The sequence below is a fragment of the Cupriavidus sp. 05N38 genome (genome assembly GCF_056397345.1).
On record NZ_JBFTNF010000029.1, the window covers coordinates 15481 to 38638 of the forward strand.

Consider the following 23158-nt stretch of genomic DNA (forward strand, 5'->3'; position numbering starts at 1 on the left):
GCCTTTCATCCAATACGATTTACGGGGAGACCGCAAGCGCACCGCGCCCGGACAGCAAAGCGGGATCAGGCGCGCGGCTGGAAATGCCGCAGGAAATCGACGAACACCTCGGCCGCGAGCTGGGCGTCTTCGGCGGTGATGGTCTCCAGCGGATTGTGGCTGATGCCACCGTTGCCGCAGCGCACGAACAGCATGGCCACATCGGTGATGCGCTGCATCATCATGGCGTCGTGGCCGGCGCCCGAGGGCAGCTCGAACGCGTCCAGCCCGCGCTTCCTGAGCACGGCGCCGAACTGGTCCATCAGCCAGCGCGCGCAGGGCGCATTGTTGACCGGCGTCACCCGTTCGACCTCGGCGGCCAGGCCGCGGCGCGCCGCGATGGCCTGGATGCCGGCCAGGATGTCGGCGATGGCGGCTTCGCGGATGGCGTCCTCGCCGGCACGGATGTCCATCGAGAACACGCATTCGGCGGGAATGACGTTGCTGGACCCGTTCGGCACCTGCAACTGGCCGACGGTACCCACCAGCGTCGGCGCCTCGCCGCAGCGCCGCTCCACCAGCAGCACCATCTCGGCGGCGGCGGCGGCGGCATCCTTGCGCATGGTCATGGGCGTGGTGCCGGCGTGGCTGGCGAGGCCCTGCACGCGCACCTGGAAACGGCTGCTGCCGGCGATCTGCGTCACCACGCCGAGCGGCAGTTCGTGGTGGAGCAGGACCGGCCCCTGTTCGATATGGACTTCGACGAAGCCGTGCAGGGTGGCAGGGTCGACCGCAGCAGCCCGCAAGGCATCGGGGTCGCCCGCGCCCGGCAGGCCGGAGGTGGCCAGCGCTTCGCGCATCGTTACCCCATCGGTATCGCTGCGCTCCGGCAGGGCCGGGTCGAAGCGGCCGGCCAGCACGCTGCTGGCCAGGAAGCTGGTCTTGAAGCGCAGCCCTTCCTCCTCGGCAAAGGCCACCACGTCGAAGTGGTAGGGCAGGCGGATGCCGGCCGCGTTGAGCGCACCCGCCACGGCGACCGGCAGCAGGATGCCGAGCCGGCCGTCGTAGCGGCCGCCGTTGCGCACCGTGTCGAAGTGCGAACCCGTCATCAGCACGCGGGCCGCTTCGCCCGCGGCGGGATCGGCGGCGTAGCGGCCGATCACGTTGCCAATGGCGTCGATGCGCACCGCCATGCCGGCTTCGCGCATCCAGTCAGCCAGCTGGGCTTGCGCGGCGCGGTGGGCCGTGGTCAGGTAGGCGCAGGTCAGGCCGCCTTCCATGTCCGAGAAGCGCGCCAGCGCGGCGGCCTGGTCGAGGATGGCCTGGCCGAGCGACAGGCTGGCTTGCGGGGATTGGGCGGATTGGGCGGATTGGCTGGGTTGGGCCGATGGGGTCATGGCAGGCAGGGCAGGGGGAAGCGCAAATGGCCGCACGCCCTTGGGCGGGCAGCGCGGATCAGGACAATCAGATTCAGGATGATAGCGCCGGCGCGCCGGGGGCGGTGCCTAGCGGTTGAGCATCCACGTCTTCCATGCAATCCACAGCTTGCGCATGGGGGTGAGCGAGATGCGCTGGCCGAGCACCTGGAAGTCGCTGGCCTCGAGTTCGTCGAGCAGCGTCTGGCAGAGCGCGCCCATCACCAGGCCGGCGCGCTGGGCACGGCGGTCGGTGCGCGGCAGCAGGGCCAGCGCCTCGCGGTACAGCGTGCGCGCCTGGCCGGCCCGTTCGCGCATCAACGCCACGAAGCGGTCCGAATGCGTGCCCTGGGTGATCTCCGAGGCAGGCACCTGGAAGCGCTGCAGCGTGTTTACCGGCAGGTAGATGCGGCCGCGGCGCGCGTCCTCGCCCACGTCGCGCAGGATATCGACCATCTGCAGCGACAAGCCGAGCTTTTCGGCGAATTCGAGCGTGCGCGGATCCTGGTAGCCGAGCATGCGCGCGCTCATGGTCCCGACCACGCCGGCCACGCAATGGCAATAGCGCGCCAGCGCGATGTCGTCGAGGTAGCGGGACTGGGTCAGGTCCATCTCCATGCCTTCGAGCACCTCGCCGAACATGGCCTGCGTCAGGCCGCTGGCCTGCAGGTGCGGCTGCAGCGCCTTGGTCACCGGGTGGGTGGGGGCGCCCCTGAACATCTGGCCGAGTTCGTTGCGCCACCAGGCAAGCTGCTGGTGCGCCACGCTTTCATCGTGGGTGTCATCGACGACCAGGCTGAGTTCCTTGCACCAGGCAAAGAGCGCGGTCATCGCCTGCCGCCGCGCGGGGGGCAGGAACAGGAGGCTGTAGTACAGGCTGGAGCCGCTCGCGGCGGCTTTTTCTTGGCAATACTGATCGGGCGTCACGCCGTTCTCGGGTCGGTGAAGTGGGGCATTCCGCGGTGCGCGGCGGGGTCCGCGCGGGCGACGCGGCGGATTGTAGCACTGCGCTCGCGCGGCCCGCGCCGCCGCCGCCGCGGGTGCAGCGGATGCAGCGAGGGGCCGGAACGCGCGCAAGGTCTCGCCCGGACACGGCTGCGGCATTTCGCCACTGGAGCCAGGCTGCGGCCTGGCGCCTGTGCTTTCTGCGCCCGGCCGGCCGGTCCGCGGGCGCTTTTGGCTGTGTCCGTCGCGGATGGCAATTTGACGCATCCGGGTCAGCCCCGCTATATTACTGACCGACGAGTTATTAAATTCGCCATCGTCCCGTGCATAGCCCGCAGTCCCACCGCGCAGTCCCACCGATCTCACGCTTAACTCATGCCAGTGCCTTGTCCCAGGCCGGATGTTGCGGCCGTCGATGTGCTTTTCCCATCGCTTCCTGATGTTGCCAGGCCCGCTTCCGGGACTGGCGGGCTGCGCATGCCCGGACGGGTCACCACGCTGGCGCTGGCCTGCCTGCTTTGCCTGCTGGCCGGCTGCGGCCCCAAGGCCGCGCGTGCGCCGGAGATCCGCCCGGTGCGCCTGATGCACCTGCAGGCGGGCGCGGGCAAGACCGATCTGGAGTTCTCCGGCGATGTCCGGCCCCGCATCGAGTCGCGGCTGGGATTCCGCGTCGGGGGCAAGATTGCCGCCCGGCTGGTGGACGTGGGCGCCACGGTGCGCAAGGGGCAGCCGCTGGCGCGTCTCGATCCGACCGACCTGGGTCTGGCCGAAGCCAGTTCGCGCGCGCAGTTCGATGCGGCCAGGACCGACCGCGATCTCGCCGCGGCAGACCTCAAGCGTTACAACGACCTGTTCGCCAAGGGCTTTATCAGCGCCGCGGAGCAGCAGCGCCGCCAGGCCACGCTGGACGCTGCCGCGTCGCGCCTGCGCCAGGCCGAGGCGGGGCTGCGCAACCAGTCCAACCAGACCGCCTATGCGGTGCTGCCCGCCGATGCCGACGGCGTGGTCACTGCGATCGATGCCGAAGTCGGCCAGGTAGTCACGGCCGGGCAATCGGTGGTGCGGGTGGCGCAGACCGCCGAGAAAGAAGTGGCGGTGGGCCTGCCCGAGGATCAGGTGGAACGCCTGCGCGGCATTTCCGACGTGACGGTGCGGACCTGGGCCGGGCCGGCTCGTGCGCTGCCCGGCCATGTTCGCGAGATCGCGCCGATGGCGGACCCGGTCACGCGGACCTACGCCGCGCGCATCAGCGTGCCCAACCCGCCGGCCGACTTCAAGTTCGGCATGACCGCGGTGGTGACCTTCACCCGTACCGGCGACAGCACGGCGCTGCGCGTGCCGCTGTCCGCCTTGCTGCAGCAGGACGGCAGCAACCAGGTCTGGGTATACGAAAGCGCTGCCGGCACGGTAAGCCCGGTCAGCGTGACGCTGGGCGAGCTGCAGGGCAACGAAGTGCAGGTCACCAAGGGGCTGGTGCCGGGGCAGACCATCGTCACGGCCGGCGTGCACCTGCTCAAGCCGGGCCAGAAGGTCAAGCCGCTGCAATCCGTGGCGCCAGCCACCGCGCGCAACTGAGGCGCGCTGCATGGAACATTCCCGCTTCAATCTTTCGCGCTGGGCGCTCGAGCACCAGCCGCTGACCCGCTACCTGCTGGTGGTGCTGCTGCTGGGCGGGCTCTTCGCGTTCTTCCAGCTCGGGCAGGACGAGGATCCGCCCTTCACCTTCCGCGTGATGGTGGTGCAAGCCTTCTGGCCCGGCGCCACCGCCGAGCAGATCGCGGTGCAGGTGACCGACAAGATCGAGCGCCAGTTGCAGGAAGTGCCGTACGCCGACAAGATCCGCAGCTTCTCCAAGCCCGGCGAGACCACGGTGATCTTCCAGCTCAAGGACACCTCGCCGGCCAGGGACACCGCGCAGATCTGGTACACGGTGCGGAAGAAGGTCGGCGACATCGCGCAGACGCTGCCGGCGGGCGTGCGCGGGCCATACTTCAACGACGAGTTCGGTGACGTGTACGGCTCGATCTACGCGCTCTCCGCCGACGGTTTCAACTACAAGGAGCTGCGCGAGTACGCCGACCTGGTGCGCCAGCAGCTGCTGCGCGTGCCCTCGGTGGCCAAGGTGGCGCTGATCGGGCTGCAGGACGAGAAGATCTTCATCGAGTTCAACCAGGCCCGCTTCGCCCAGCTCGGCCTCGATATCAACGCCATCGCCGACCAGATCTCGCAGCAGAACAGCATGAACGCCAGCGGCGTGCTGGTGACGCCGGGCGACAACCTGCAGGTGCGCCTGTCGGGCCAGTTCGCCAAGGTGGCCGACCTGGAGAACCTGGTACTGCGCGGGCCCAGCGGCGCGGCCAATATCCGCCTGGGTGACATCGCCCACGTCTACCGCGGCTATGTAGACCCGCCGCAGAGCAAGATGCGCTTCCAGGGCAAGGAAGTGATCGGCCTCGGCATCTCGATGGAGAAGGGCGGCGACATCATCGCGCTGGGCAAGAACCTGCGCGCCGCCATGGACGGCATGCGCGGGCAGCTGCCGGTCGGCATCGAGCTGGACCAGGTGCAGAACCAGCCCGAGGCGGTGGAGCGCTCGGTGGGCGAGTTCGTGCACGTGCTGATCGAGGCGGTGGTGATCGTGCTGGGTGTCAGCTTCGTTTCGCTCGGCCTGCACACCAGGCCGTTGCGGCTGGACGTGCGCCCGGGGCTGGTGGTCGCATTGACCATCCCGCTGGTGCTGGCCGTCACCTTCCTGTTCATGAACATGTTCGGCATCGGCCTGCACAAGATCTCGCTCGGCGCGCTGATCGTGGCGCTCGGCCTGCTGGTGGACGACGCCATCATCGCGGTGGAGATGATGGTGCGCAAGCTTGAAGAGGGCTTCTCCAAGATGGAGGCGGCCACCTTCGCCTACACCTCCACCGCGATGCCGATGCTGACCGGCACGCTGATCACCGCCGCCGGCTTCCTGCCGGTGGGGCTGGCACGCTCCACCGTGGGCGAGTACACCTTCGCCATCTTCGCCGTGACGGCGCTGGCGCTGGTGCTGTCGTGGCTGGCCGCGGTCTACTTCACGCCCTACCTGGGCTACCTGCTGCTCAAGGCCAGGCCGGCCGGCGAGGGCGCCCATCACGAAGTCTTCGACACGCCGTTCTACAATCGCTTCCGCCAGCTGGTGAACTGGTGCGTCACCTGGCGCAAGACCGTGATCGCCGTCACCCTGGTGGCCTTCGGGCTCGGCTTGTACGCCTTCAAGTTCGTCGAGAAGCAGTTCTTCCCGGATTCCAGCCGCCCCGAGCTGATGGTGGAGCTGTGGCTGCCCGAAGGCAGCAGCTTCGCCCAGACCGAGGCCGAGACCAAGCGCTTCGAGCGCGCGCTGCGCGCGGACCGCGAGATCGCCAGCCTGACCAGCTTCGTCGGCAGCGGCGCGCCGCGCTTCTACCTGCCGCTGGACCAGATCTTCCCGCAGAGCAACGTGGCCCAGGTGATCGTGCTGCCCGCCGACGTGGCGTTGCGCGACCGCGTGCGCCAGCGCGTCACCAGCCTGCTGGCGACCGATTTCCCGCAGCTGCGCGGACGTGTCAAGCTGCTGCCGAACGGCCCGCCCGTGCCTTACCCGGTGCAGTTCCGCGTGATCGGCCCGGACGCCGCCGGCGTGCGCAAGCTGGCCGACCAGGTCAAGGCCGTGATGAGCGCCAACCCCAACACGCAGGGCGTCAACGATAACTGGAACGAGAGCGTCAAGGTGCTGCGCCTGGATATCGACCAGGACAAGGCGCGCGCGCTCGGCGTCAGCAGCACCGCCATCGCCCGCGTGACCCAGACCGTGCTCACCGGCGTGGCGGTCGGCCAGTATCGCGACGGCGACAAGCTGATCGATATCCTGATGCGCGCCCCGCGCAACGAGCGCGATGCCATGTCGGACCTGCAGAACGTGCAGGTGCCCACGGCCAATGGCCGCGTGGTGCCGCTGACGCAGGTGGCGCGCATTGCCTTCCGCTCCGAGCCCGGCGTGATCTGGCGCGAGAACCGCGACTTCGGCGTGACCGTGCAGTCCGACGTGGTGGAGGGCATCCAGGGACCCACCGTGACCGCGCAGATCAATCCCAAGCTCGATCCGCTGCGGGCGCAGCTGCCGGCCGGCTACCGCATCACCATCGCCGGCGCCGAGGAAGAAAGCGGCAAGGCCGGCGCTTCCATCGCCGCGCAGTTGCCGCTGTGCATCTTCCTTATCTTCACGCTGCTGATGCTGCAGCTGCACAGCTTCTCGCGCGCGCTGATGGTGTTCCTGACCGGMCCGCTGGGGYTGATCGGCGCGGCCGCCACGCTGCTGCTGCTGTGCGCGCCGATGGGCTTCGTGGCCCAGCTCGGCATCACCGCGCTGCTCGGCATGATCATCCGCAACTCGGTCATCCTGGTCGACCAGATCGAGCAGGACGTGCGCGGCGGCGCGGCGGTATGGGATGCGATCGTGGAATCGGCGGTGCGCCGCTGCCGCCCCATCATCCTGACCGCGGCGGCGGCCGTGCTGGCCATGATCCCGCTGTCGCGCTCGGTGTTCTGGGGGCCGATGGCCGTGGCCATCATGGGCGGGCTGATCGTGGCCACGGCGCTGACGCTGCTGTTCCTGCCGGCGCTCTATGCGGCCTGGTTCCGGGTCAGGGCGCCGGAGGCAGGATCCGCCCTGGTGGCGCGCTGAGCGCCGGATGCGGGGCGCTGCCGGCGCGCCCCGCGACTCACATCGCTTCGAACACCACGTCCTGCGCGCCTTCCCACAGCACCTTGGTGCCGAGCGCCCGCAGGTTTTCCTTGCCTTCCACGATGGTCAGGAAGTGGTTGCCGGCAAGCTGGCCCATCTTGCTGGCGAAGCAGCAGCTGCCGTAGGCCAGGATGATCTCGGTCTCGCTGTAGCCACCCGGGTAGAACAGGATGTCGCCCACCGACGGGTGGCTGGTGTGGTTCTCGAAGTCCACGCCGAGCCTGAACTCGCCCAGCGGGATCCAGCAGCCTTCGCCGCTCCAGCGCACATGGATCAGTTTTTGCCGGTAGGGCAGCAGCTTGGTGAAGGCCGCCACGGTCAGCGGGGCGTCGGGGTTGGTCTCGGCGACGAACTGATAGCCGCCGGCGGCGATGCGGATGCGGGCCATTGAGGCTCTCCTTGTCTTGTCGGAAAATCGGGCAGAAATGCGCGCGCCGCCGGGTTGGCCGGCGGCGCGCGGGAAAAGCAGGCGCAATGTAGCTTAGCCTAGTGCCTTCACCAGGCTTTGCGCAAATGCGATCAGGCTGCGGTCGCTGCCGGCGGGGCCCATCAGGGACAGGCCGAGCGGCGCGCCGGCGCGGCCCGACAGCGGCAGGCTCATCTGCGGGAAGCCGGTCAGCGGCGCCAGGCAGAGGATCTGGGACGAGCGGTTGCGGTAATCCTCGAGCGTGTCGCCGTCGGCGTCCGAGAGCGGCGCGATGTCGGGCATGCTCGGCATCAGCAGGACGCCGTCGTCGCCGAGCAGGGCGCCGATGTGCGCGGTGACGGCGCGGCGGAGCGCGCTCGAGGCCTCGAACTGCGCCGCCGTGACCCCCTTGGAAAAGGCAAAGCGCCCGGCCACGTCGGGGCCGAGCTGCAGGCCGTATTGCTCGATCAGCTCGCCGTCGGCCTGCCAGGCTTCCCAGCCCTGCACGTAGCGGAAGGCCCACCAGATATCCTCGATCGGCCGGTCCGCCACGGCGACCGGCGCGGCCTTGCCGAGGGCGGCTTCGATGCGGCCGACCACCGGTAGCAGCGCATCCAGCGCGGGCGCGGTGGGCAGGCGGAACAGGTCTTCGGCCAGCAGCAGGCGCGGGGCCGACGGCAGGGGGCGGCTGTCGGTGCCCAACAGGACGTCGGCCACGCGCGAGAAGGTGCCGATATCGCGCGCGAAGAAGCCGCAGGTGTCGAGGCTCTCGGCCAGCGCCAGGGTGCGCTCCAGCGAGATGCGGCCGTGGGTGGGGCGGATGCCGTACAGGCCGCAATGGCTGGCCGGCGCGCGCACCGAGCCGCCGGTGTCGCTGCCGAGCGCGAAGTCGCACAGCCGGTTGGATACCGCCGAGGCCGAGCCGGACGAGGAGCCGCCGGTGATGCGCCCGGGCGCAGCGCCGTTGACCGGCGAGCCGTAGTGGGCGTTCTTGCCGTTCATCGAGAAGGCCAGTTCGTCGGTATGGGTCTTGCCGACGAAGGCCGCGCCGGCGTCCAGCAGGCGCTGCACGGCGGGTGCGGTGCCGGTCTTGATGCCGGACAGCGCCAGCACATGCGGATTGCCGCCGCCGGTGGGGTAGCCGGCCACGTCGAACAGGTCCTTGGCCGCGAAGGTGAGGCCGTGGAGCGGGCCCGACGGCGCATTGGGGACGTCGGCGGCGGGATACGGCATGAAGGCGCGGGCGGGATGGGTGGCCAGGGACATATCGGTCGGGTTCCTAGTATCGGGATTCTCAGGCGGCAACTTCTGCAACGGCGGGCTCGGACACCAGCATACAGCTCACGCGGTGTCCGTGGCCAAGATCGGTGGCGGCGGGCACCTGGGCCAGGCAGGACGGGCGCGCATGGGCGCAGCGCGGCGCAAAGGTGCAGCCGGGCGGCAGCGCGGCCAGGTCGGGCGGCGAGCCGGCAATGGTCTGCAGCCRCTGGCCGCGGTCCATGCCGTGCTGGCGGCTTTGCAGCAGCGCGATGGTGTAAGGGTGGCGGGCGGCGCGCAGCAGCGTGCGGATCGGCCCTTCCTCGACGATGCGCCCGCCGTACATCACCGCCACGCGGTCGGCGATCTCCACCGCCGCGCCGATGTCGTGCGTGACGAACACGATCGACAGGCCCAGCTCGCGCTGCAGCTCGCGCAGCAGGATCAGCACCTGGATCTGCACGGTGGCGTCGAGCGCGGTGGTGGGTTCGTCGGCCAGCAGCACCTTGGGGCTGGCCGACAGCGCCAGCGCGATCATGGCGCGCTGGCGCATGCCGCCGGACATCTCGTGCGGGTAGGCCGCCAGGCGCCGCTCGGGGCTGGGAATGCGCACCGACTCCAGCGCGCGCAGCGCGCGCTGGCGCGCCTCGGCGGCGGACACGCGCGCATGGGTGCGGATGCACTCGATGATCTGCTGGCCCACCGTGTAGACCGGGTCCAGCGCCAGCAGCGGCTCCTGGAACACCATCGCCACCGTGCCACCGCGCAGGCGCTGCAGCGCGCGCGCATCGAGCGCCATGACGTCGGCGCCGTCGATGCGGATGCTGCCTTCCATGCGCGTGCGGCGCGGCGGGTGCAGGCGCATCAGCGCGCGCAGGGTCACGCTCTTGCCCGAGCCGGACTCGCCGATCAGGGCCAGCGCCTCGCCCGGCGCCACGTCCAGCGACACGCCGTTGACGGCGCGGATGGTCTTGCCGCTGCCGGAGAAAGTCACGCGCAGGTCGCGCACCGATACCATCGGGGCCGTGGAGGCTTGCTGTTCGGTGTTGTTGTCTTGTGGGGTCACTTGTGGGGTCACTTGTGGGGTCACGATAAGCCTCGCTCAGATCCTTGCAGCCAGATGGCGGCTGTGGCCGCCGTCCGCATTGGCCATCAGGCAGGCCACGGGATGCCCGGCCAGCGCGTCGGACAGCACCGGCGCGCGGCGCGCACAGACCGCCTCGGCCATGGCGCAGCGCGGGTGGAAGCTGCAGCCGGATGGYGGGTTGATCGGGTTGGGCGGATCGCCCGCCAGCGGCGCGACCAGGGTGCGGTGGTCCGGGTCGGTGGCCGGCATCGAGGCCAGCAGCGCGCGCGTGTATGGGTGGGAAGGGTTGGCGTAGAGCGTCTCGGTGTCGCCCACTTCGACCACCTTGCCCAGGTACATCACCATCACGCGGTCGCACAGGTAGCGGATCACGTTGAGGTCGTGGCTGATGAAGACGTAGGTGAGGTCGAACTCGGCCTTGAGCTCCAGCAGCAGGTTCAGCACCTGCGCTTCGACCGACTTGTCGAGCGCCGAGACGGCCTCGTCCAGGATCACCAGGCGCGGGCGCAGCACCAGCGCCCGGGCGATGTTCACGCGCTGGCGCTGGCCGCCGGACAGCTCGTGCGGATAGCGCCCGGCGAAGCGCGCCGGCTCCAGGCCCACGCGGTCGAGCAGGGCGCGCGCCCGCGCGCTGGCCTCGGCCGCGCCGATGCCGTGCACGCGCGCGGTGAAGGCGATCGATTCCTCGATGGTCAGGCGCGGGTTGAGCGAGGAGTAGCTGTCCTGGAACACCATCTGCACCTGGCTGCGAAAGCGCTTCATCGGCAACTGCGCCGAGCCCACGCCCTGCGCGTCGAAGATCAGCTCGCCGCTGTCCTGCTCGATGAGCTGCATCAGCAGGCGCGCGGTGGTGGACTTGCCGCMGCCCGATTCGCCCACCACGCCGAGCGTCTCGCCCTTGAGGACCTCGAAGCCGACGCCGTCGACGGCGCGTACCACGCCGGCGCGGCGCCCGGGGATCTTCGACTTGAGCGGGAAATGCTTGACCAGCTCGCGGGCGATCACCAGCGGCTGGGCCGGGCCGCCGACGTCGGCGTTGCGCAGGGCTTGCGGCAAAGTGGTTTCGGTCATGGCGTCAGTCCTTGATTTCCATCGCCGAGCGGATGCCGTCGGCGAGCAGGTTGAAGGAGATCGAGGTCAGGAAGATCATCGCGCCGGGCAGTGCGGCCACCCACGGCTGCGTGTAGATGGCGGTGCGCAGCGTGTTGAGCATCAGGCCCCATTCCGGCTCGGGCGGCTTGACGCCGAGGCCGAGGAAGGACAGCCCCGAGGCCAGGATCATCGACACCGAGATCAGGCTGGTGGCGTAGACGAAGATCGGGCCCAGCACGTTGTTGAGCACGTGCGCGCGCACGATGGTGAGCGACGACGCGCCCGAGGCGCGCGCCGCGTCGACGAATTCGCGGTTGCGCACCTGGGTGGTCACGCTCTCGGCCACGCGCACGATCTGCGGCACGAACACGATGGTGAGCGACAGCAGCGCATTGCCCACGCCCGCGCCCAGCGTGCCCGACAGCGCAATGGCCAGCAGCACGGAGGGGAAGGCGTAGAGGATGTCGACCAGGCGCATGATCACGGTATTGGTCCAGCCGCCGGCGTAGCCCGCCACGATGCCCAGCGCGCTGCCGACCACGAAGGCGATCAGCACCGGCGTGATGCCCATGAACAGCGACAGGCGCGCGCCCAGCATCAGGCGCGAGAGCATGTCGCGCCCGAGTTCGTCGGTGCCAAGCAGGTAGTGCTCGGTGCCGACGGGCTTGAGGCGCTTGAGGATCGACGCGGCGTAGGGATCGGCCGGCATCAGCGCCGGCGCGAAGAGCGCCATCAGCACCAGCGCCAGCAGGATCAGCGCGGCCAGCATGGCCAGCTTGTTGCGCAGCAGGCGCCGGCCGACCGTGGTCCAGTAGCCGGGCGAGCGCTGCACGAGCGGCGCGACGGCGGGCTTCTTCAAAGTCATTTCCATGATGGCTTCCGGTTGGCTTGCTGGGTCAGTTGCGCTGGATGCGGGGATCGAACAGCGTCTGCAGCGCGTCCACCAGCAGGTTCAGCAGCACGAAGAACACGGCCAGCACGAGGATGGTCCCCTGCAGCAGCGGGAAGTCGCGCTGGAAGATCGCCGAATTGAGCAGGAAGCCGGTGCCGGGCCAGGAGAACACGGTCTCGATCAGGATCGAGCCGCCCAGCAGGTAGCCGAGCTGCAGGCCCATCACCGACAGCGCGGTCGGCGCCACGTTCTTGAGCACGTGGCGGAACACCGCGAGCTCGGACAGCCCGCGCGCCTTGAGGCCGACGATGAACTCGTTGGAGAGGATCTCCGCGACCAGCGCGCGGATGGTGCGCGCGACGATGCCCATCGGAATCACCGACATCGTGATCGCCGGCAGCAGCATGTACTGCAGATGTTCCCAGTCCCATTGCCAGTCGGCGGAGCCGCCCGGCCCCGCGCCGGTGGCGGGCAGCCAGCCGAGGAAGACCGAGAATACGATCACCAGCACCATGCCCAGCCAGTAGTGCGGCATGCTGACGCCGAACACCGACAGGAAGGATGCGGTGCGGTCGGCCACGGAATCGCGGAAGTAGCCCGCCACGAAGCCGAACAGGCAGCCGAAGGTAAAGCCGATCAACGTGGCCACGGCGGCCAGGCGCACCGAGTTGACCACCGCGGTCATCACTTCGCTCATGACCGGCCGGTTGGTGGCGATGGAGGTGCCCAGGTCGCCGTGCAGCGCACGGGCGAGCCAGTGCAGGAATTGCTCGAGGAAGGGCTTGTCGAAGCCGTACAGCGCGGTGAGCTGGCGGCGCAGGTCCTCCGAGGCGTCGGGCGGCAGCACCGACACCAGCGGATCGCCCGGCGCGATATGGACCAGCGAGAAGCACAGCAGGGCGACCCCGAGCAGGATGGGGATCGCATAGACGATGCGGCGGAGCAGGTAAGTCATGGGCTTGGCCGGCTAGAGAAAAGGAAAGAGTGGGGCAGGGCAATGCAAGGCGATGCGCTTGTTGTTTCCCCCAATCCCGCTTGTGGGCGAGGGAGCGGGGGGCCAAGCCGGCGCGGCGCATCTCCCCCTTGCGCCCGCACCGGCAACACGGCTCAGTCCATCGACATCGTGGCCAGGTCGATGAACCAGCTTTGCGGCTGCACCACGCCCTTGACCTTCTTCGAGATGGCGCGCGGGCCCACGTCATGCGCAATCAGCACGAAAGGCGATTCTTCCACGATGCGCGCGTGCAACCTGGCCAGCGCGGTGTCGCGCGCCTTGTCATCGAAGGAGGTGCGCGCGGTCTCGATCAACTTGTCGAACTCGGCGTTGCCGAAGTAGCCCCAGTTGTTGGAGACCGGTGGCTGCGTCTTGGTGCTGACGAAGCGGACCATGGCGAAGAACGGGTCCATCGCCGCGAAGCTCACGTTGATGGCGTTGGCGCCGTGCGCGCTCGGGTCCTTGCTGCCGACGCGCCAGTTGGTAAACAGCGTGTTCCACTCGACCACGTCGAAGTCCACGTCGAAGAAGCACTCCTTCAGGTTCTGCTGCACATACTCGTTCATCGGCAGCGGCTGCATCTGGCCCGAGCCCGAGGCAGACACCTGCACCTTGACCTTGAGCGGCTTGGCTGCCGAGTAGCCGGCTTCCGTCATCAGCTTGCGCGCGGCGCTGGCGTCGTACTTGACATCGAACTTGGGATTGCCCCACCACGGGCTGCCCGGCTCGACGATGCCCTTGGCCTCGGCCATGTAGCCGCCCAGCAGCGTCTTCAGGCCCGAGCGGTTGACGCACAGGTTGGCCGCCTCGCGCACGCGCTTGTCGAGCCAGGGCGAGCCGGGCGCGAAGGACAGCTGCCACGGCCACATATGCGGCTGCGCATTGGCGTAGACCTCGAAGCCGCGGCTCTTGATCTGCGCCACGGCGTCAGGCGCCGGCGCCTCGATCCAGTCCACCTGGCCGGACAGCAGCGCGGCGGTGCGCGCATTGGCTTCCGGCATCGGCAGCATCACCACCTTGTCGATCCTGGGCACGCGCTTGCTGTCCCAGTACTGCGCGTTCTTCACCACCTCGAGCCGCTCGCGCGGCACGAAGCGGCTCATCTTGAACGGGCCGGTGCCGGAGGCGTCGGCGGCGAAGGCCACCCATGCCTGCTTGCTGCGTTCGGCCGTATCGGTGACCGAGGCCGGCACCGCGGCGAGCTTTTTCTCCCACTGCGCGGGGGAGGCCATGAACAGGTTGCTCAGGTTGTAGGGCAGGAAGGAGTCGGGCTCGGAGGTGACCAGCTCCACCGTGAGGTCGTCGATCTTCTTGGCCGAGCGCAGCGTCGGCATGCGCGAGGCGGTCACGCCGACCTGGCTGGGGTCGAACTGCCTGGCAGTCTTGTCGAGCACCTTGTTCACGTTCCACACCACGGCGTCGGCGTTGAACGCCGAGCCGTCGTGGAACTTCACGCCGGGGCGCAGCTTGAAGACCCACCTGGTCTTGTCCTTGGCATCCACCTTCCATTCCGTGGCCAGGTCGGGGATCAGCAGGCTCGGGCCGTTGCCCTTGGAGAGATCCCACTGGGTCAGGCCGTCGTACATCGGGATGCCGGTGAACCGGTTGCCTTCGAAGCCCTGGTCGGGCTGGCCCAGCGTGCGCGGGATGTCGGCGGCGGTCATGCCCACGCGCAGCACCTTCTCGGCATGGGCGGCGCCGGGCAGGGCGAGCAGGGAAAGCGAAGTGAGCGCGGCGGCAGCGGCGACGGCTTTCAGGCTGGGTTTCGTGCTTCCGGCGGCGGGGGAAGAAAAAACGGTCACGGGCAGTGCTCCTGGGTGGGGGGAAGGGCGGACGCATCCCTTCAAGCAAGTCATGTGCCAGTTGCCGCGGCACCCGGCCGAGGCAGAGGCGTTGCGGCGACCGGTGTCACGCAGGCGCAAGGGGGGCGTCCGCTTCATGGCTTGTGCCTGCCTTGCCCATGGCCTGCTTTTTGCTGGCCTGTCCTTTCGTTTTCCAACCAACCGGCTTCCCGACATGGACCAGCAACACCTTCCCCGCATCAACGCAACCCGCCTGTGGCAATCGCTGATGGACCTGGCGCAGATCGGCGCCACGCCCAAGGGCGGCGTGTGCCGCATCGCCCTGACCGAGTTGGACCGCCAGGGTCGCGACCTGGTGGTGGGCTGGTGCCGCGAGGCCGGGCTCGAGGTGCGCACCGACGAAGTGGGCAATGTGTTCGCGCGGCGCGCGGGCAGCGATCCCGATGCGGCCGCCGTGGCCACCGGCAGCCATATCGACACCCAGCCCTCGGGGGGCAAGTTCGACGGCAACTTCGGCGTGCTGGCCGGGCTGGAGGTCATGCGCACGCTCAACGACCTCGGCATCGTCACCCGCGCGCCGCTGGAACTGGCCTTCTGGACCAACGAGGAGGGCACCCGCTTCACGCCGGTGATGATGGGCTCGGGCGCCTTTGCCGGCGTGTTCGAGGCCGGGTTCGTGCGCGCCCAGCGCGACCTCGATGGCATCAGCGTGGGCGAGGCGCTGGCGCAGATCGGCTACCGCGGCGAGCATGCGGTGGGCGAGGTGCCCGGCGGCATGTTCGCTGCCTATTTCGAGGCGCATATCGAGCAGGGGCCGGTGCTCGAAGCCGCCGGGCTGCCGATCGGCGTGGTCTCCGGCGCGCTCGGCCAGCAGTGGTACGACGTGACCGTGACCGGGCAGGACGCGCATGCCGGCCCCACGCCGCTGGCGCTGCGCCACGACGCCATGCTGGCGGCCGCGCGCATGATCGACGAGGTCAACCGCATTGCCGTGGCCGAGGCCCCGCATGGCCGCGGCACGGTCGGCTACGTGCACGTGGCGCCCAACTCGCGCAACGTGATCCCGGGCCACGTGGACTTCTCGGTGGACTTGCGCAATCTCTCGCAGGAGGGGCTTGACCGCATGGACGCGGCCATGCGCGCGCAGTTCGCCCGGATCGCGCGCGACGGCGCGGTGCAAGTGGAGATCCGCCAGGTGGTGAAGTTCGAGCCCTGCGCGTTCGCGCCCGCCTGCGTGGACAGCGTGCGGCGCGCGGCCGCGGCGCTGGGGCTGCCGCATATGGACGTGGTCAGCGGCGCAGGCCATGACGCCGTCTACGTGGCCCAGCGCGCGCCGACCGGCATGATCTTCGTGCCTTGCAAGGACGGCATCAGCCACAACGAACTGGAAGACGCGCTGCCCGAGCATGTCGAGGCCGGCGCCAACGTGCTGCTGCAGGCCATGCTGGAGCACGCCCGCTAGCCCGGCCTTTCCCGCTTCCTTCCGCCCCGCTTCATTCCGCCCCGCGCGGCTGTTTCAGGGCACGGCGAAGCAGCCTCTCAGTGGGCGATGGAGCGGGAGATTGCCCATGCGCACTCGATCACCATCGGCGCCAGCTTCTTCTGCGCCTCGGCCATGCTCCAGCGGCTGGCGGGCGGCGATACATGGACCGCGCCCACCGCCTGGCCCTGGCTGTTGACGATGGCCGCGCCAATGCCCATGTCGCCCAGGAACAGTTCCTCGTTGTTGCAGGCATAGCCCACCTTGCGGCAGGCCGCCACGGTCTCGAAGATCGCCGCCACATCGGTCAGCGTGGCCGGCGTGCGCGCAACGCGCGCGGAGCTTTCCAGCATCGCCATCACTTGCTCGTCCGGCAGCGTGCTGAGGTAGGCCCGGCCGCTGCTGGTGCAATACATGGGGATGCGCATGCCAACCGGGGTCAGCACCGGGATGTACTTCGACGTCATGAGCTGCGCCACGTAGACCATGTCCAGGCCGACCGGCTCGGTCAGGTTGGCGGTTTCGCCGCTGGCATTGGCGAGCTGCGACAGATAAGGGCTGGCGGCCTGGATCAGCGCGTCCGCGGACAGGTAGTTGTAGCCAATCTCCATCACCTTCGGGGTCAGGCGAAAGCGCCGCGTCTGCGGATGCTTGGCGACGTAGCCGAGCTTCTCCAGCGTATGCACGGTGCGCTGCGCCGAACTCTTGGTCATGCCGGTGAGCCCGGCCAACTCCGCCAGGGTGAGCGTGCGATGCACCGCACTGAAGGCGCGCAGGACCTCCAGGCCCTTCTCGAGCGACTGGTTGAAAAGCGGGTCCGGGCGGGTGGTGTCCTCGCTGCTTTCTGCGGTGGCCGCCGGCGTGTCGGCGTCCTCGTTTTTTTTGTACTGCCCGGTCATGTTCGCATTTTCCGTCGAGGTCGCATGCAGGTCTGGGCACCATCGCTGGGAGGTCTTGCACCACGATGAATGCATATTGCACCAATATACGACTGAATCGATTATCGATTCTAGGTCGATGTGGACATGATAGAAGGGCTGCGAGTTTTTGGGAATAGCGATAGCGGGCACGGTATTGCGCATCATGCGGGAACGCTTTTGATGGCGCACCGGAAAGCTTTGCCCAGCATGGGTTTGCGGGGAGCTCTCGCCATGCGGCGAAGCGATGCAAGGGCGGCGCTGCGTGGATTCCCGTCGCCTGGCGGTGCCGCAGCCTAGCGTTTACCCTGCGCTTCATCGTGTTGACGATCAGTGAAATATCAGACTAGTATCACAACAACTTCAACACCGCAGGAACGCATCATGGCGAACCCGATCAGGCTCGTTGCCAGTGCCGGCGAACCCGCCGCCGAGAGTGGCGCCGCAAGCCGCGCCGCGACCGGCGCCGCCATGCGCGAGCAGGCCTACGCCGAGATCAAGCGCCGCATCATCGCCTGCGAGTTCCGCCCGGGCGAGCCGCTCAACGAGGCCCAGGTCGCGGGCCTGCTCGGGCTGGGCCGCACGCCTGTCCACCAGGCGCTGCACCGGCTCGAGGTGGAAGGGCTGGTCTCGATCATGCCGCGCAAGGGCGTGCTGGTCTCGCCGCTGTCGCTCAATGAAGTGCTCGACATGATCGAAGTGCGCGCGACCAACGAGGTCCTGTGCGCCACGCTCGCCGCCGAGCGCGGCCACGAAAGCGATTTCAAGGCCATGCGCGAGATCCTCGGCCGTTCGCCGGAGCTGATCGCGCGGCGTGACATTGCCGGCCTGGCCTCGCTCGACCTCAAGTTCCATACCGCCATGTCGGCCGCCTCGCGCAACCGCGTGCTGGCCGACCTGCTGCGCAACCTGCACGAGAAGCAGGCCCGTTTCTGGTTCCTCTCGCTATCCGATCCGCAGCACCTGGAGAACGTCTACCAGGAGCACCTGCTGATCGTCGACGCGCTCGAGCGGCGCGACATCCCGGCGGTGCGCGAGGCCATCCGGGAACACATCGACGAATTCCGGAAGAACATCATCCGGACCATCTGACCCACTGACCGTTTTTCTCCGCAACAGGTAGTACGACATGCCGACACTGCAATTCCAGGTCGCCGGCGAGGGCGCACTCGCCCTCGACATCCAGCGCCTCATCATCGCCGGCTGGACCGGCCGCGACGCCGACGCCGTCAACCATCACATCCGCGAGCTCGAAGAGATCGGCGTCAGGCCGCCCTCGACCGTGCCTTGCTTCTACCCGCTGGCCGCCTCGCTGCTGACCACCGAGACGCTGCTCGAAGTGCCGCGCGAGGATTCCTCGGGCGAGATCGAGTTCGTGCTGCTGGCCGGCCAGGACGCCATGTACATCGGCGTCGGCTCCGACCACACCGACCGCAAGGTCGAGGCCTACGACGTCACCGTCTCCAAGCAGATGTGCGCCAAGCCGCTCGGCACCGAACTCTGGCGCTTTGCCGACGTGGCGGATCACTGGGACCAGCTGCAGATGCGCTGCTGGCGCACCCGCAACGGCCAGCGCGAGCTGTACCAGGAAGGCCTGGTGACGCGCCTGCTCGATCCGCGTGACCTGATCCGGCGCCTCACCGGTGAAGACACGCTGCCGCCCGGCACCGCCATGTTCTGCGGCACGCAGGCGGTGATCGGCGAACTCGGCAGTGGCGAAGCCTTCGAAGTGGAGCTGCACGACCCGGTACGCAAGCGCACCCTGCGCCATGCCTATCGCGTGGCCTGCCTGGCGGTGGCACCATGAGCGCCGCGCAACCGACCATCGCCGCGCTCGCCGCCGAACTCGGCGCGGGGCGCACCACCAGCGTGGCGCTGACCGAGCAGGCGCTGGCGCGCATCGAAGACCATCGCGCTAAGGGCGGCGTCGCCTTCCTGGAGGTGGACGCGGCCGGCGCGCTGGCCGCCGCGCGTGCCGCCGACCAGGCCCGCGCGGCCGGCCTGGTGGCGTCGCCGCTGGCCGGCCTGCCGATTTCCATCAAGGACCTGTTCGACGTAAAAGGGCAGGTGACGCGGGCCGGATCGAAGGCGCTTGCCGGCGCGCCCGCCAGCGCAGACGCAGTCGCCGTGGCGCGCCTGCGCGCAGCGGGCGCCGTGCTGATCGGGCGTACCAATATGAGCGAGTTCGCCTTCTCCGGCCTTGGGCTGAACCCGCACTACGGCACGCCGCGCACGCCGTTCGACGAAGCCCGCATCGCCGGCGGCTCCACCTCGGGCGGCGCCGTCAGCGTGGCGCTCGGCATGGCAGCCGCGGCGCTCGGCACCGATACTGGCGGCTCCATCCGCATCCCCAGCGCATTCTGCGGCCTGACCGGCTTCAAGCCCAGCGCGCGCCGCGTGCCGCTGGATGGCGGCGTACCGCTCTCCACCTCGCTCGACTCCGCCGGCCCGCTGGCACGCTCGGTGGCCTGCTGCGCGGCGTTCGACGCCATCGTCAGCGGCGAGGCCCTGGACAGCAGGCCCGCGCCGCTGGCCGGATTGCGCCTGCTGGTTACGCGCGATTTCGTCTGCGACAGCCTCGACGCCGAGGTCGCCCAGGCCTTCGACGCCACGCTCGACATGCTCGCGCGCCTTGGCGCGCGCATCGTGCCGTTCAATTTCCCCGAACTCAAGCGCCTGCCGGACATCAACGCCGGCGGCGGCCTGACCGCGGCCGAGGCGTGGCACTGGCACAAGCAACTGCTGGCCGAACGCGGCGGCGATTATGACCCGCGCGTCGCCATGCGCATCCGCCGCGGCGAGCAGCTCGGCGCCGCCGACTACCTCGACCTGCTGGCCGCGCGCCGCGCCATGCAAGCGCGCGCCGCCGGGCTGCTGCGCGAGGCCGACGCCTGGCTGATGCCCACCGTGGCCGTACGCCCGCCACGGCTGGATGCGCTGCAAAGCGACGAAGCCTTCTTCGCCACCAACGGCCTCGTGCTGCGCAACGCCAGCGTGATCAATTTCCTCGACGGCTGCGCCGTCTCGCTGCCGCTGCCGGTGGCCGGGCAGGGCATCGGCCTTGGCGTGTGCGGCCTCAACGGGCAGGACGCGCGCGTGCTGCAGGTAGCGGGCGCCATCGAGACCGTGCTTCAGTAATCCAGGAACGAACCGAGGGCCGCAGCCACGCAGCGCGGCCCCGCCATCCACACCCAAGGAGTTACACCGATGACCACCGTGATGACCGGAGCCCCCGACGCGATGGCGCCCGCCGCCGCGCCCAGCGCCGCCGAGCGCGACCACGCCTACCGCAAGATCGCGGTGCGGCTGATTCCCTTCCTCGTCTTCCTGTTCGTGCTGGCCTGGATCGACCGCGTCAACGTCGGCTTCGCCAAGCTGCAGATGCTGCAAGACCTGCAGTTCAGCGAAGCCGTGTACGGCTTCGGCGCCGGCATCTTCTTCATCGGTTATTTCCTCTTCGAAGTCCCCAGCAACCTGCTGCTGGAAAAGATCGGCGCGCGCCGCACGCTCGCGCGCATCACCATCCTGTGGGGCCTGGCGTCGATGGCGATGATCTTCGTCAAGACTCCCATGCAGTTCTACGCGCTGCGCTTCCTGCTCGGCATMTTCGACGCSGGYTTCTTCCCCGGCGTSGTGCTCTATCTCACCTACTGGTTCCCCGCCCAGCGCCGCGCCCGCATCAACGGCCTGTTCATGACCTCGTTCGCCATCGCCGGCGTGATCGGCGGCCCGCTTGCCGGCTTCATCATGAGCCGCATGGAAGGCGTCGAAGGCCTTGCCAACTGGCAATGGCTGTTCGTCATCGAAGGCATCCCCTCGGTGCTCGCCGGCATCGCCGTGCTCATGTTCCTGCCAGAAAAGCCCGCCAGCGCCAACTGGCTCACCCAGGGCGAGCGCGATCTCGTCAGCCGCGAGATCGAAGCCGAGAACCGCGACCCCGCCAAGCACTCATCCCTGCGCGACGCCTTCGCCAACGCCCGCGTCTGGATCTGCGCCGCCATCTACTTCTGCGTGGTCAGCGGCAACGCCACCATCGCCTTCTGGTCGCCGTCCATCATCAAAGAGCTCGGTGTGCAGGGCAATCTCCAGATCGGCCTGGTCTCCGCCATCCCCTTCATCGCCGGCACCATCGCCATGGTCTGGAACGGCATCCACTCCGACCGCACCGGCGAACGCCGCCTGCACTGCGCCCTGGCGACACTCATGGCCGCCGCCGGCCTCGTGCTCACCGGCATGTGGCTGCACAGCGCCGTGCTCGCGCTCGTCGCCCTGACCATCGCCTCCGTAGGCATCCTCGCCGCCTTCCCCGTATTCTGGTCCCTGCCGTCCGCCTTCCTCGCCGGCACCGCGGCCGCCGGCGGCATCGCCCTGATCAACTCCATCGGCAACCTGGCCGGATTCGTCGCCCCGTACATGATCGGCTGGTTCAAGACCAGCACCGGCCAGCTATCCTCCGGCCTGTACTTCGTCGCCGCCCTCGAAGCCTGCGCCACCGTCCTTGTACTCTCCTGCATCAAGGGCAAGCGCTGAAACCGTGGGCAGCGCACGTTGATTGCGCCGATGCAGGCAAGGGGCTGGATTCCCCGCGCGCTTTGCGCTAGAATCCGCAGCCTCGTTGCGCTGCATGCGCAAAGTGCGCCGGCAGCACAGGAAACACAAGCCAGGCGGGCAGTCTTGCCCGCCGCTTCTGTGACCTCACACGCTGCCCGGCCCGCCTGCAACGCCAGCGAGCACAGCGGCCTCCCGCCAGGGATGCGCCCGCAGGGACTGCGAGGGTGGCGAAATTGGTAGACGCACCAGGTTTAGGTCCTGACGCCAGCAATGGTGTAGGGGTTCGAGTCCCCTCCCTCGCACCACCCACCCCTTTCCGCAGTACACAAATCCACACCAAAGTAGACCGCAAACCTAAGCCCCACAAGGGTTTCTAGGGTTTTGCACGTCCTCGCTTTCGTGTCGGGAAAGCCGCACAAAAACCCACGAAACTACGCGTGACTACGTGTAAATTACGCGCGCACTACGCGTGCCGGGTACACTCCTGCATGCTGAACACACCACAATATCGGGATTTCTGAGCGCGCCTGCTCTGGCTCCGGGGGCTACGGAGTGTTTGTGCAATGGCAAGTCTGAGGAAAAGTGGCGCAGGGTGGATAGCGTCGGTGTATGTCAAAGGCAAACGAGAAAGTCGGGCCTTTAGCACCAAGGCATCGGCCCAGGCTTGGGCCATCCAGCGGGAAGCGGAACTGCACTCGCTGGCCGATGGTCTAGGCAGTCAGACGCATACCGTCGGTGACGTACTCGACCGCTACCAACGCGAAGTCAGCCCCCAGAAGCGGGGCAAGCGCTGGGAGATCTACCGGCTCGAGCTCATTGGCAAGAAAGAGATCGACGGCAAGCCGTTTCGCTCGATCCGGCTCGCCGACCTGAAGGTTCAGCACATCACCGCCTGGCGCGACGCCCGATTGCGCGAAGTATCGGGGGCATCCGTGTCCCGCGAGATGTGCCTCCTCTCTCATGCACTCAAGGTGGCCCGGGACGAATGGGGCTGGCTGATTACCGACCCCATGAAGCCGGTGCGCCGGCCGCCAGACAGCCGGCCCAGGGCGCGACGCATCTCCGAGGCTGAGGTTGCCGCGATCACGGCGGCCTTGGGCTATCAGGAGGGGCTGCCCGTCGTCTTGCCCAAGCAACGCGTTGCAGTGGCCTTTCTGTTCGCCATCGAGACGGCTATGCGCTCAGGCGAGATCCTGGGGCTGACCAGTCAAGCGGTCGACCTGGCAGCCCGGGTGGCCCATCTTCCCCTCACCAAGAACGGCGGTGCGCGCGACGTGCCGCTATCGAGCCGTGCTATCGAGCTGCTGCAGTTGTTGCCGGCGGTCGGGGAGGGCAAACCGCTTTTCAACCTGACGAACAGCAGTCGGGACGCGCTTTATCGGGTGGGACGGGATAGGGCGGCGGTGGGGGATGTGACTTTTCACGATACGAGGCATGAGGCGATCACCAGGCTTGCCAAGAAGATCCCGGTGCTCGACCTGGCGCGGATGACTGGGCATACCAATCTGAATGAACTGATGACCTATTACAACGCTAGCGCGGCGGAGATTGCGCGGCTGTTGGTGTAGGGGGAACCATGCAT

Annotated in this window: 18 protein-coding genes and 1 tRNA gene; 9 read left to right on the forward strand and 10 right to left on the reverse strand. The window is 68.4% G+C overall.

Annotation, left to right across the window (positions count from 1 at the left end):
• Positions 1–65 precede the first annotated feature (65 nt).
• On the reverse strand, positions 66–1376 hold the full coding sequence (locus AC1DK4_RS20570) for a Zn-dependent hydrolase (protein ID WP_441615987.1): 1311 nt from the start codon (positions 1374–1376) through the stop codon (positions 66–68).
• A 108-nt stretch (positions 1377–1484) separates the two neighbouring features.
• Positions 1485–2321: a presqualene diphosphate synthase HpnD gene (gene hpnD, locus AC1DK4_RS20575; protein WP_441615985.1), complete on the reverse strand. Its 837-nt coding sequence runs from the start codon at positions 2319–2321 to the stop codon at positions 1485–1487.
• 495 nt (positions 2322–2816) lie between these two features.
• Between hpnD and AC1DK4_RS20580 the strand changes: the two genes are divergently transcribed.
• Together AC1DK4_RS20580 and AC1DK4_RS20585 are read left to right on the forward strand one after the other, a co-directional pair.
• A complete protein-coding gene (locus tag AC1DK4_RS20580; protein ID WP_441615983.1) occupies positions 2817–3914 on the forward strand; it encodes an efflux RND transporter periplasmic adaptor subunit in 1098 nt (365 codons plus the stop codon).
• A gap of 10 nt (positions 3915–3924) precedes the next feature.
• A complete protein-coding gene (locus AC1DK4_RS20585; RefSeq protein ID WP_477131741.1) occupies positions 3925–7038 on the forward strand; it encodes an efflux RND transporter permease subunit in 3114 nt (1037 codons plus the stop codon).
• A gap of 37 nt (positions 7039–7075) precedes the next feature.
• Here AC1DK4_RS20585 and AC1DK4_RS20590 read toward each other — a convergent pair whose 3' ends face one another.
• From AC1DK4_RS20590 to AC1DK4_RS20620, 7 genes are all read right to left on the reverse strand, one after another.
• Positions 7076–7486: a DUF3830 family protein gene (locus AC1DK4_RS20590; protein ID WP_441615979.1), complete on the reverse strand. Its 411-nt coding sequence runs from the start codon at positions 7484–7486 to the stop codon at positions 7076–7078.
• A gap of 93 nt (positions 7487–7579) precedes the next feature.
• Positions 7580–8770, reverse strand: coding sequence for an amidase (locus AC1DK4_RS20595; protein WP_441615977.1), 1191 nt, complete (start codon positions 8768–8770; stop codon positions 7580–7582).
• A gap of 28 nt (positions 8771–8798) precedes the next feature.
• Positions 8799–9779, reverse strand: coding sequence for an ABC transporter ATP-binding protein (locus AC1DK4_RS20600; RefSeq protein ID WP_477131777.1), 981 nt, complete (start codon positions 9777–9779; stop codon positions 8799–8801).
• An 84-nt stretch (positions 9780–9863) separates the two neighbouring features.
• A complete protein-coding gene (locus AC1DK4_RS20605; protein ID WP_477131742.1) occupies positions 9864–10919 on the reverse strand; it encodes an ABC transporter ATP-binding protein in 1056 nt (351 codons plus the stop codon).
• Between the two features lie 4 nt (positions 10920–10923).
• A complete protein-coding gene (locus AC1DK4_RS20610; RefSeq protein WP_441615973.1) occupies positions 10924–11811 on the reverse strand; it encodes an ABC transporter permease in 888 nt (295 codons plus the stop codon).
• Between the two features lie 25 nt (positions 11812–11836).
• Entirely contained in the window at positions 11837–12787 is a 951-nt protein-coding gene (locus AC1DK4_RS20615; protein ID WP_441615971.1) for an ABC transporter permease, read from the reverse strand.
• Between the two features lie 152 nt (positions 12788–12939).
• Positions 12940–14628, reverse strand: coding sequence for an ABC transporter substrate-binding protein (locus AC1DK4_RS20620; protein WP_441615969.1), 1689 nt, complete (start codon positions 14626–14628; stop codon positions 12940–12942).
• A gap of 214 nt (positions 14629–14842) precedes the next feature.
• Between AC1DK4_RS20620 and AC1DK4_RS20625 the strand changes: the two genes are divergently transcribed.
• Complete coding sequence (locus tag AC1DK4_RS20625) at positions 14843–16090, forward strand: Zn-dependent hydrolase (RefSeq protein ID WP_441615967.1); 1248 nt, start codon at positions 14843–14845, stop codon at positions 16088–16090.
• Between the two features lie 77 nt (positions 16091–16167).
• On the opposite strand, the gene AC1DK4_RS20630 is transcribed toward AC1DK4_RS20625, so the two are convergent.
• Complete coding sequence (locus AC1DK4_RS20630) at positions 16168–17007, reverse strand: IclR family transcriptional regulator (RefSeq protein WP_441615965.1); 840 nt, start codon at positions 17005–17007, stop codon at positions 16168–16170.
• Between the two features lie 402 nt (positions 17008–17409).
• Here AC1DK4_RS20630 and AC1DK4_RS20635 point away from each other — a divergent pair, with 402 nt between their 5' ends.
• From AC1DK4_RS20635 to AC1DK4_RS20660, 6 genes are all read left to right on the forward strand, one after another.
• On the forward strand, positions 17410–18117 hold the full coding sequence (locus AC1DK4_RS20635) for a GntR family transcriptional regulator (protein ID WP_441615963.1): 708 nt from the start codon (positions 17410–17412) through the stop codon (positions 18115–18117).
• A gap of 37 nt (positions 18118–18154) precedes the next feature.
• Entirely contained in the window at positions 18155–18832 is a 678-nt protein-coding gene (locus AC1DK4_RS20640) for a DUF2848 domain-containing protein (RefSeq protein ID WP_441615961.1), read from the forward strand.
• Positions 18829–20163, forward strand: a complete 1335-nt coding sequence (locus AC1DK4_RS20645; RefSeq protein WP_441615959.1) for an amidase — start codon at positions 18829–18831, stop codon at positions 20161–20163. The genes AC1DK4_RS20640 and AC1DK4_RS20645 overlap by 4 nt, the downstream gene beginning before the upstream one ends.
• 102 nt (positions 20164–20265) lie before the next feature.
• Positions 20266–21555: an MFS transporter gene (locus tag AC1DK4_RS20650; RefSeq protein WP_477131778.1), complete on the forward strand. Its 1290-nt coding sequence runs from the start codon at positions 20266–20268 to the stop codon at positions 21553–21555.
• Positions 21556–21794: 239 nt separating this feature from the next.
• Positions 21795–21881: transfer RNA gene (locus tag AC1DK4_RS20655), tRNA-Leu, on the forward strand.
• Positions 21882–22181: 300 nt separating this feature from the next.
• Positions 22182–23144, forward strand: coding sequence for a tyrosine-type recombinase/integrase (locus AC1DK4_RS20660; RefSeq protein ID WP_477131743.1), 963 nt, complete (start codon positions 22182–22184; stop codon positions 23142–23144).
• Positions 23145–23158 lie beyond the last annotated feature (14 nt).

Bases quoted from the DNA above. Each gene is read 5' to 3' on its own strand.
- AC1DK4_RS20570 (WP_441615987.1), bottom strand. From the start codon at position 1,376: ATGACCCCATCGGCCCAACCCAGCCAATCCGCCCAATCCGCCCAATCC.
- AC1DK4_RS20580 (WP_441615983.1), top strand. From the start codon at position 2,817: ATGCCCGGACGGGTCACCACGCTGGCGCTGGCCTGCCTGCTTTGCCTG.
- AC1DK4_RS20590 (WP_441615979.1), bottom strand. From the start codon at position 7,486: ATGGCCCGCATCCGCATCGCCGCCGGCGGCTATCAGTTCGTCGCCGAG.
- AC1DK4_RS20595 (WP_441615977.1), bottom strand. From the start codon at position 8,770: ATGTCCCTGGCCACCCATCCCGCCCGCGCCTTCATGCCGTATCCCGCC.
- AC1DK4_RS20610 (WP_441615973.1), bottom strand. From the start codon at position 11,811: ATGGAAATGACTTTGAAGAAGCCCGCCGTCGCGCCGCTCGTGCAGCGC.
- AC1DK4_RS20615 (WP_441615971.1), bottom strand. From the start codon at position 12,787: ATGACTTACCTGCTCCGCCGCATCGTCTATGCGATCCCCATCCTGCTC.
- AC1DK4_RS20625 (WP_441615967.1), top strand. From the start codon at position 14,843: ATGGACCAGCAACACCTTCCCCGCATCAACGCAACCCGCCTGTGGCAA.
- AC1DK4_RS20630 (WP_441615965.1), bottom strand. From the start codon at position 17,007: ATGACCGGGCAGTACAAAAAAAACGAGGACGCCGACACGCCGGCGGCC.
- AC1DK4_RS20635 (WP_441615963.1), top strand. From the start codon at position 17,410: ATGGCGAACCCGATCAGGCTCGTTGCCAGTGCCGGCGAACCCGCCGCC.
- AC1DK4_RS20640 (WP_441615961.1), top strand. From the start codon at position 18,155: ATGCCGACACTGCAATTCCAGGTCGCCGGCGAGGGCGCACTCGCCCTC.
- AC1DK4_RS20645 (WP_441615959.1), top strand. From the start codon at position 18,829: ATGAGCGCCGCGCAACCGACCATCGCCGCGCTCGCCGCCGAACTCGGC.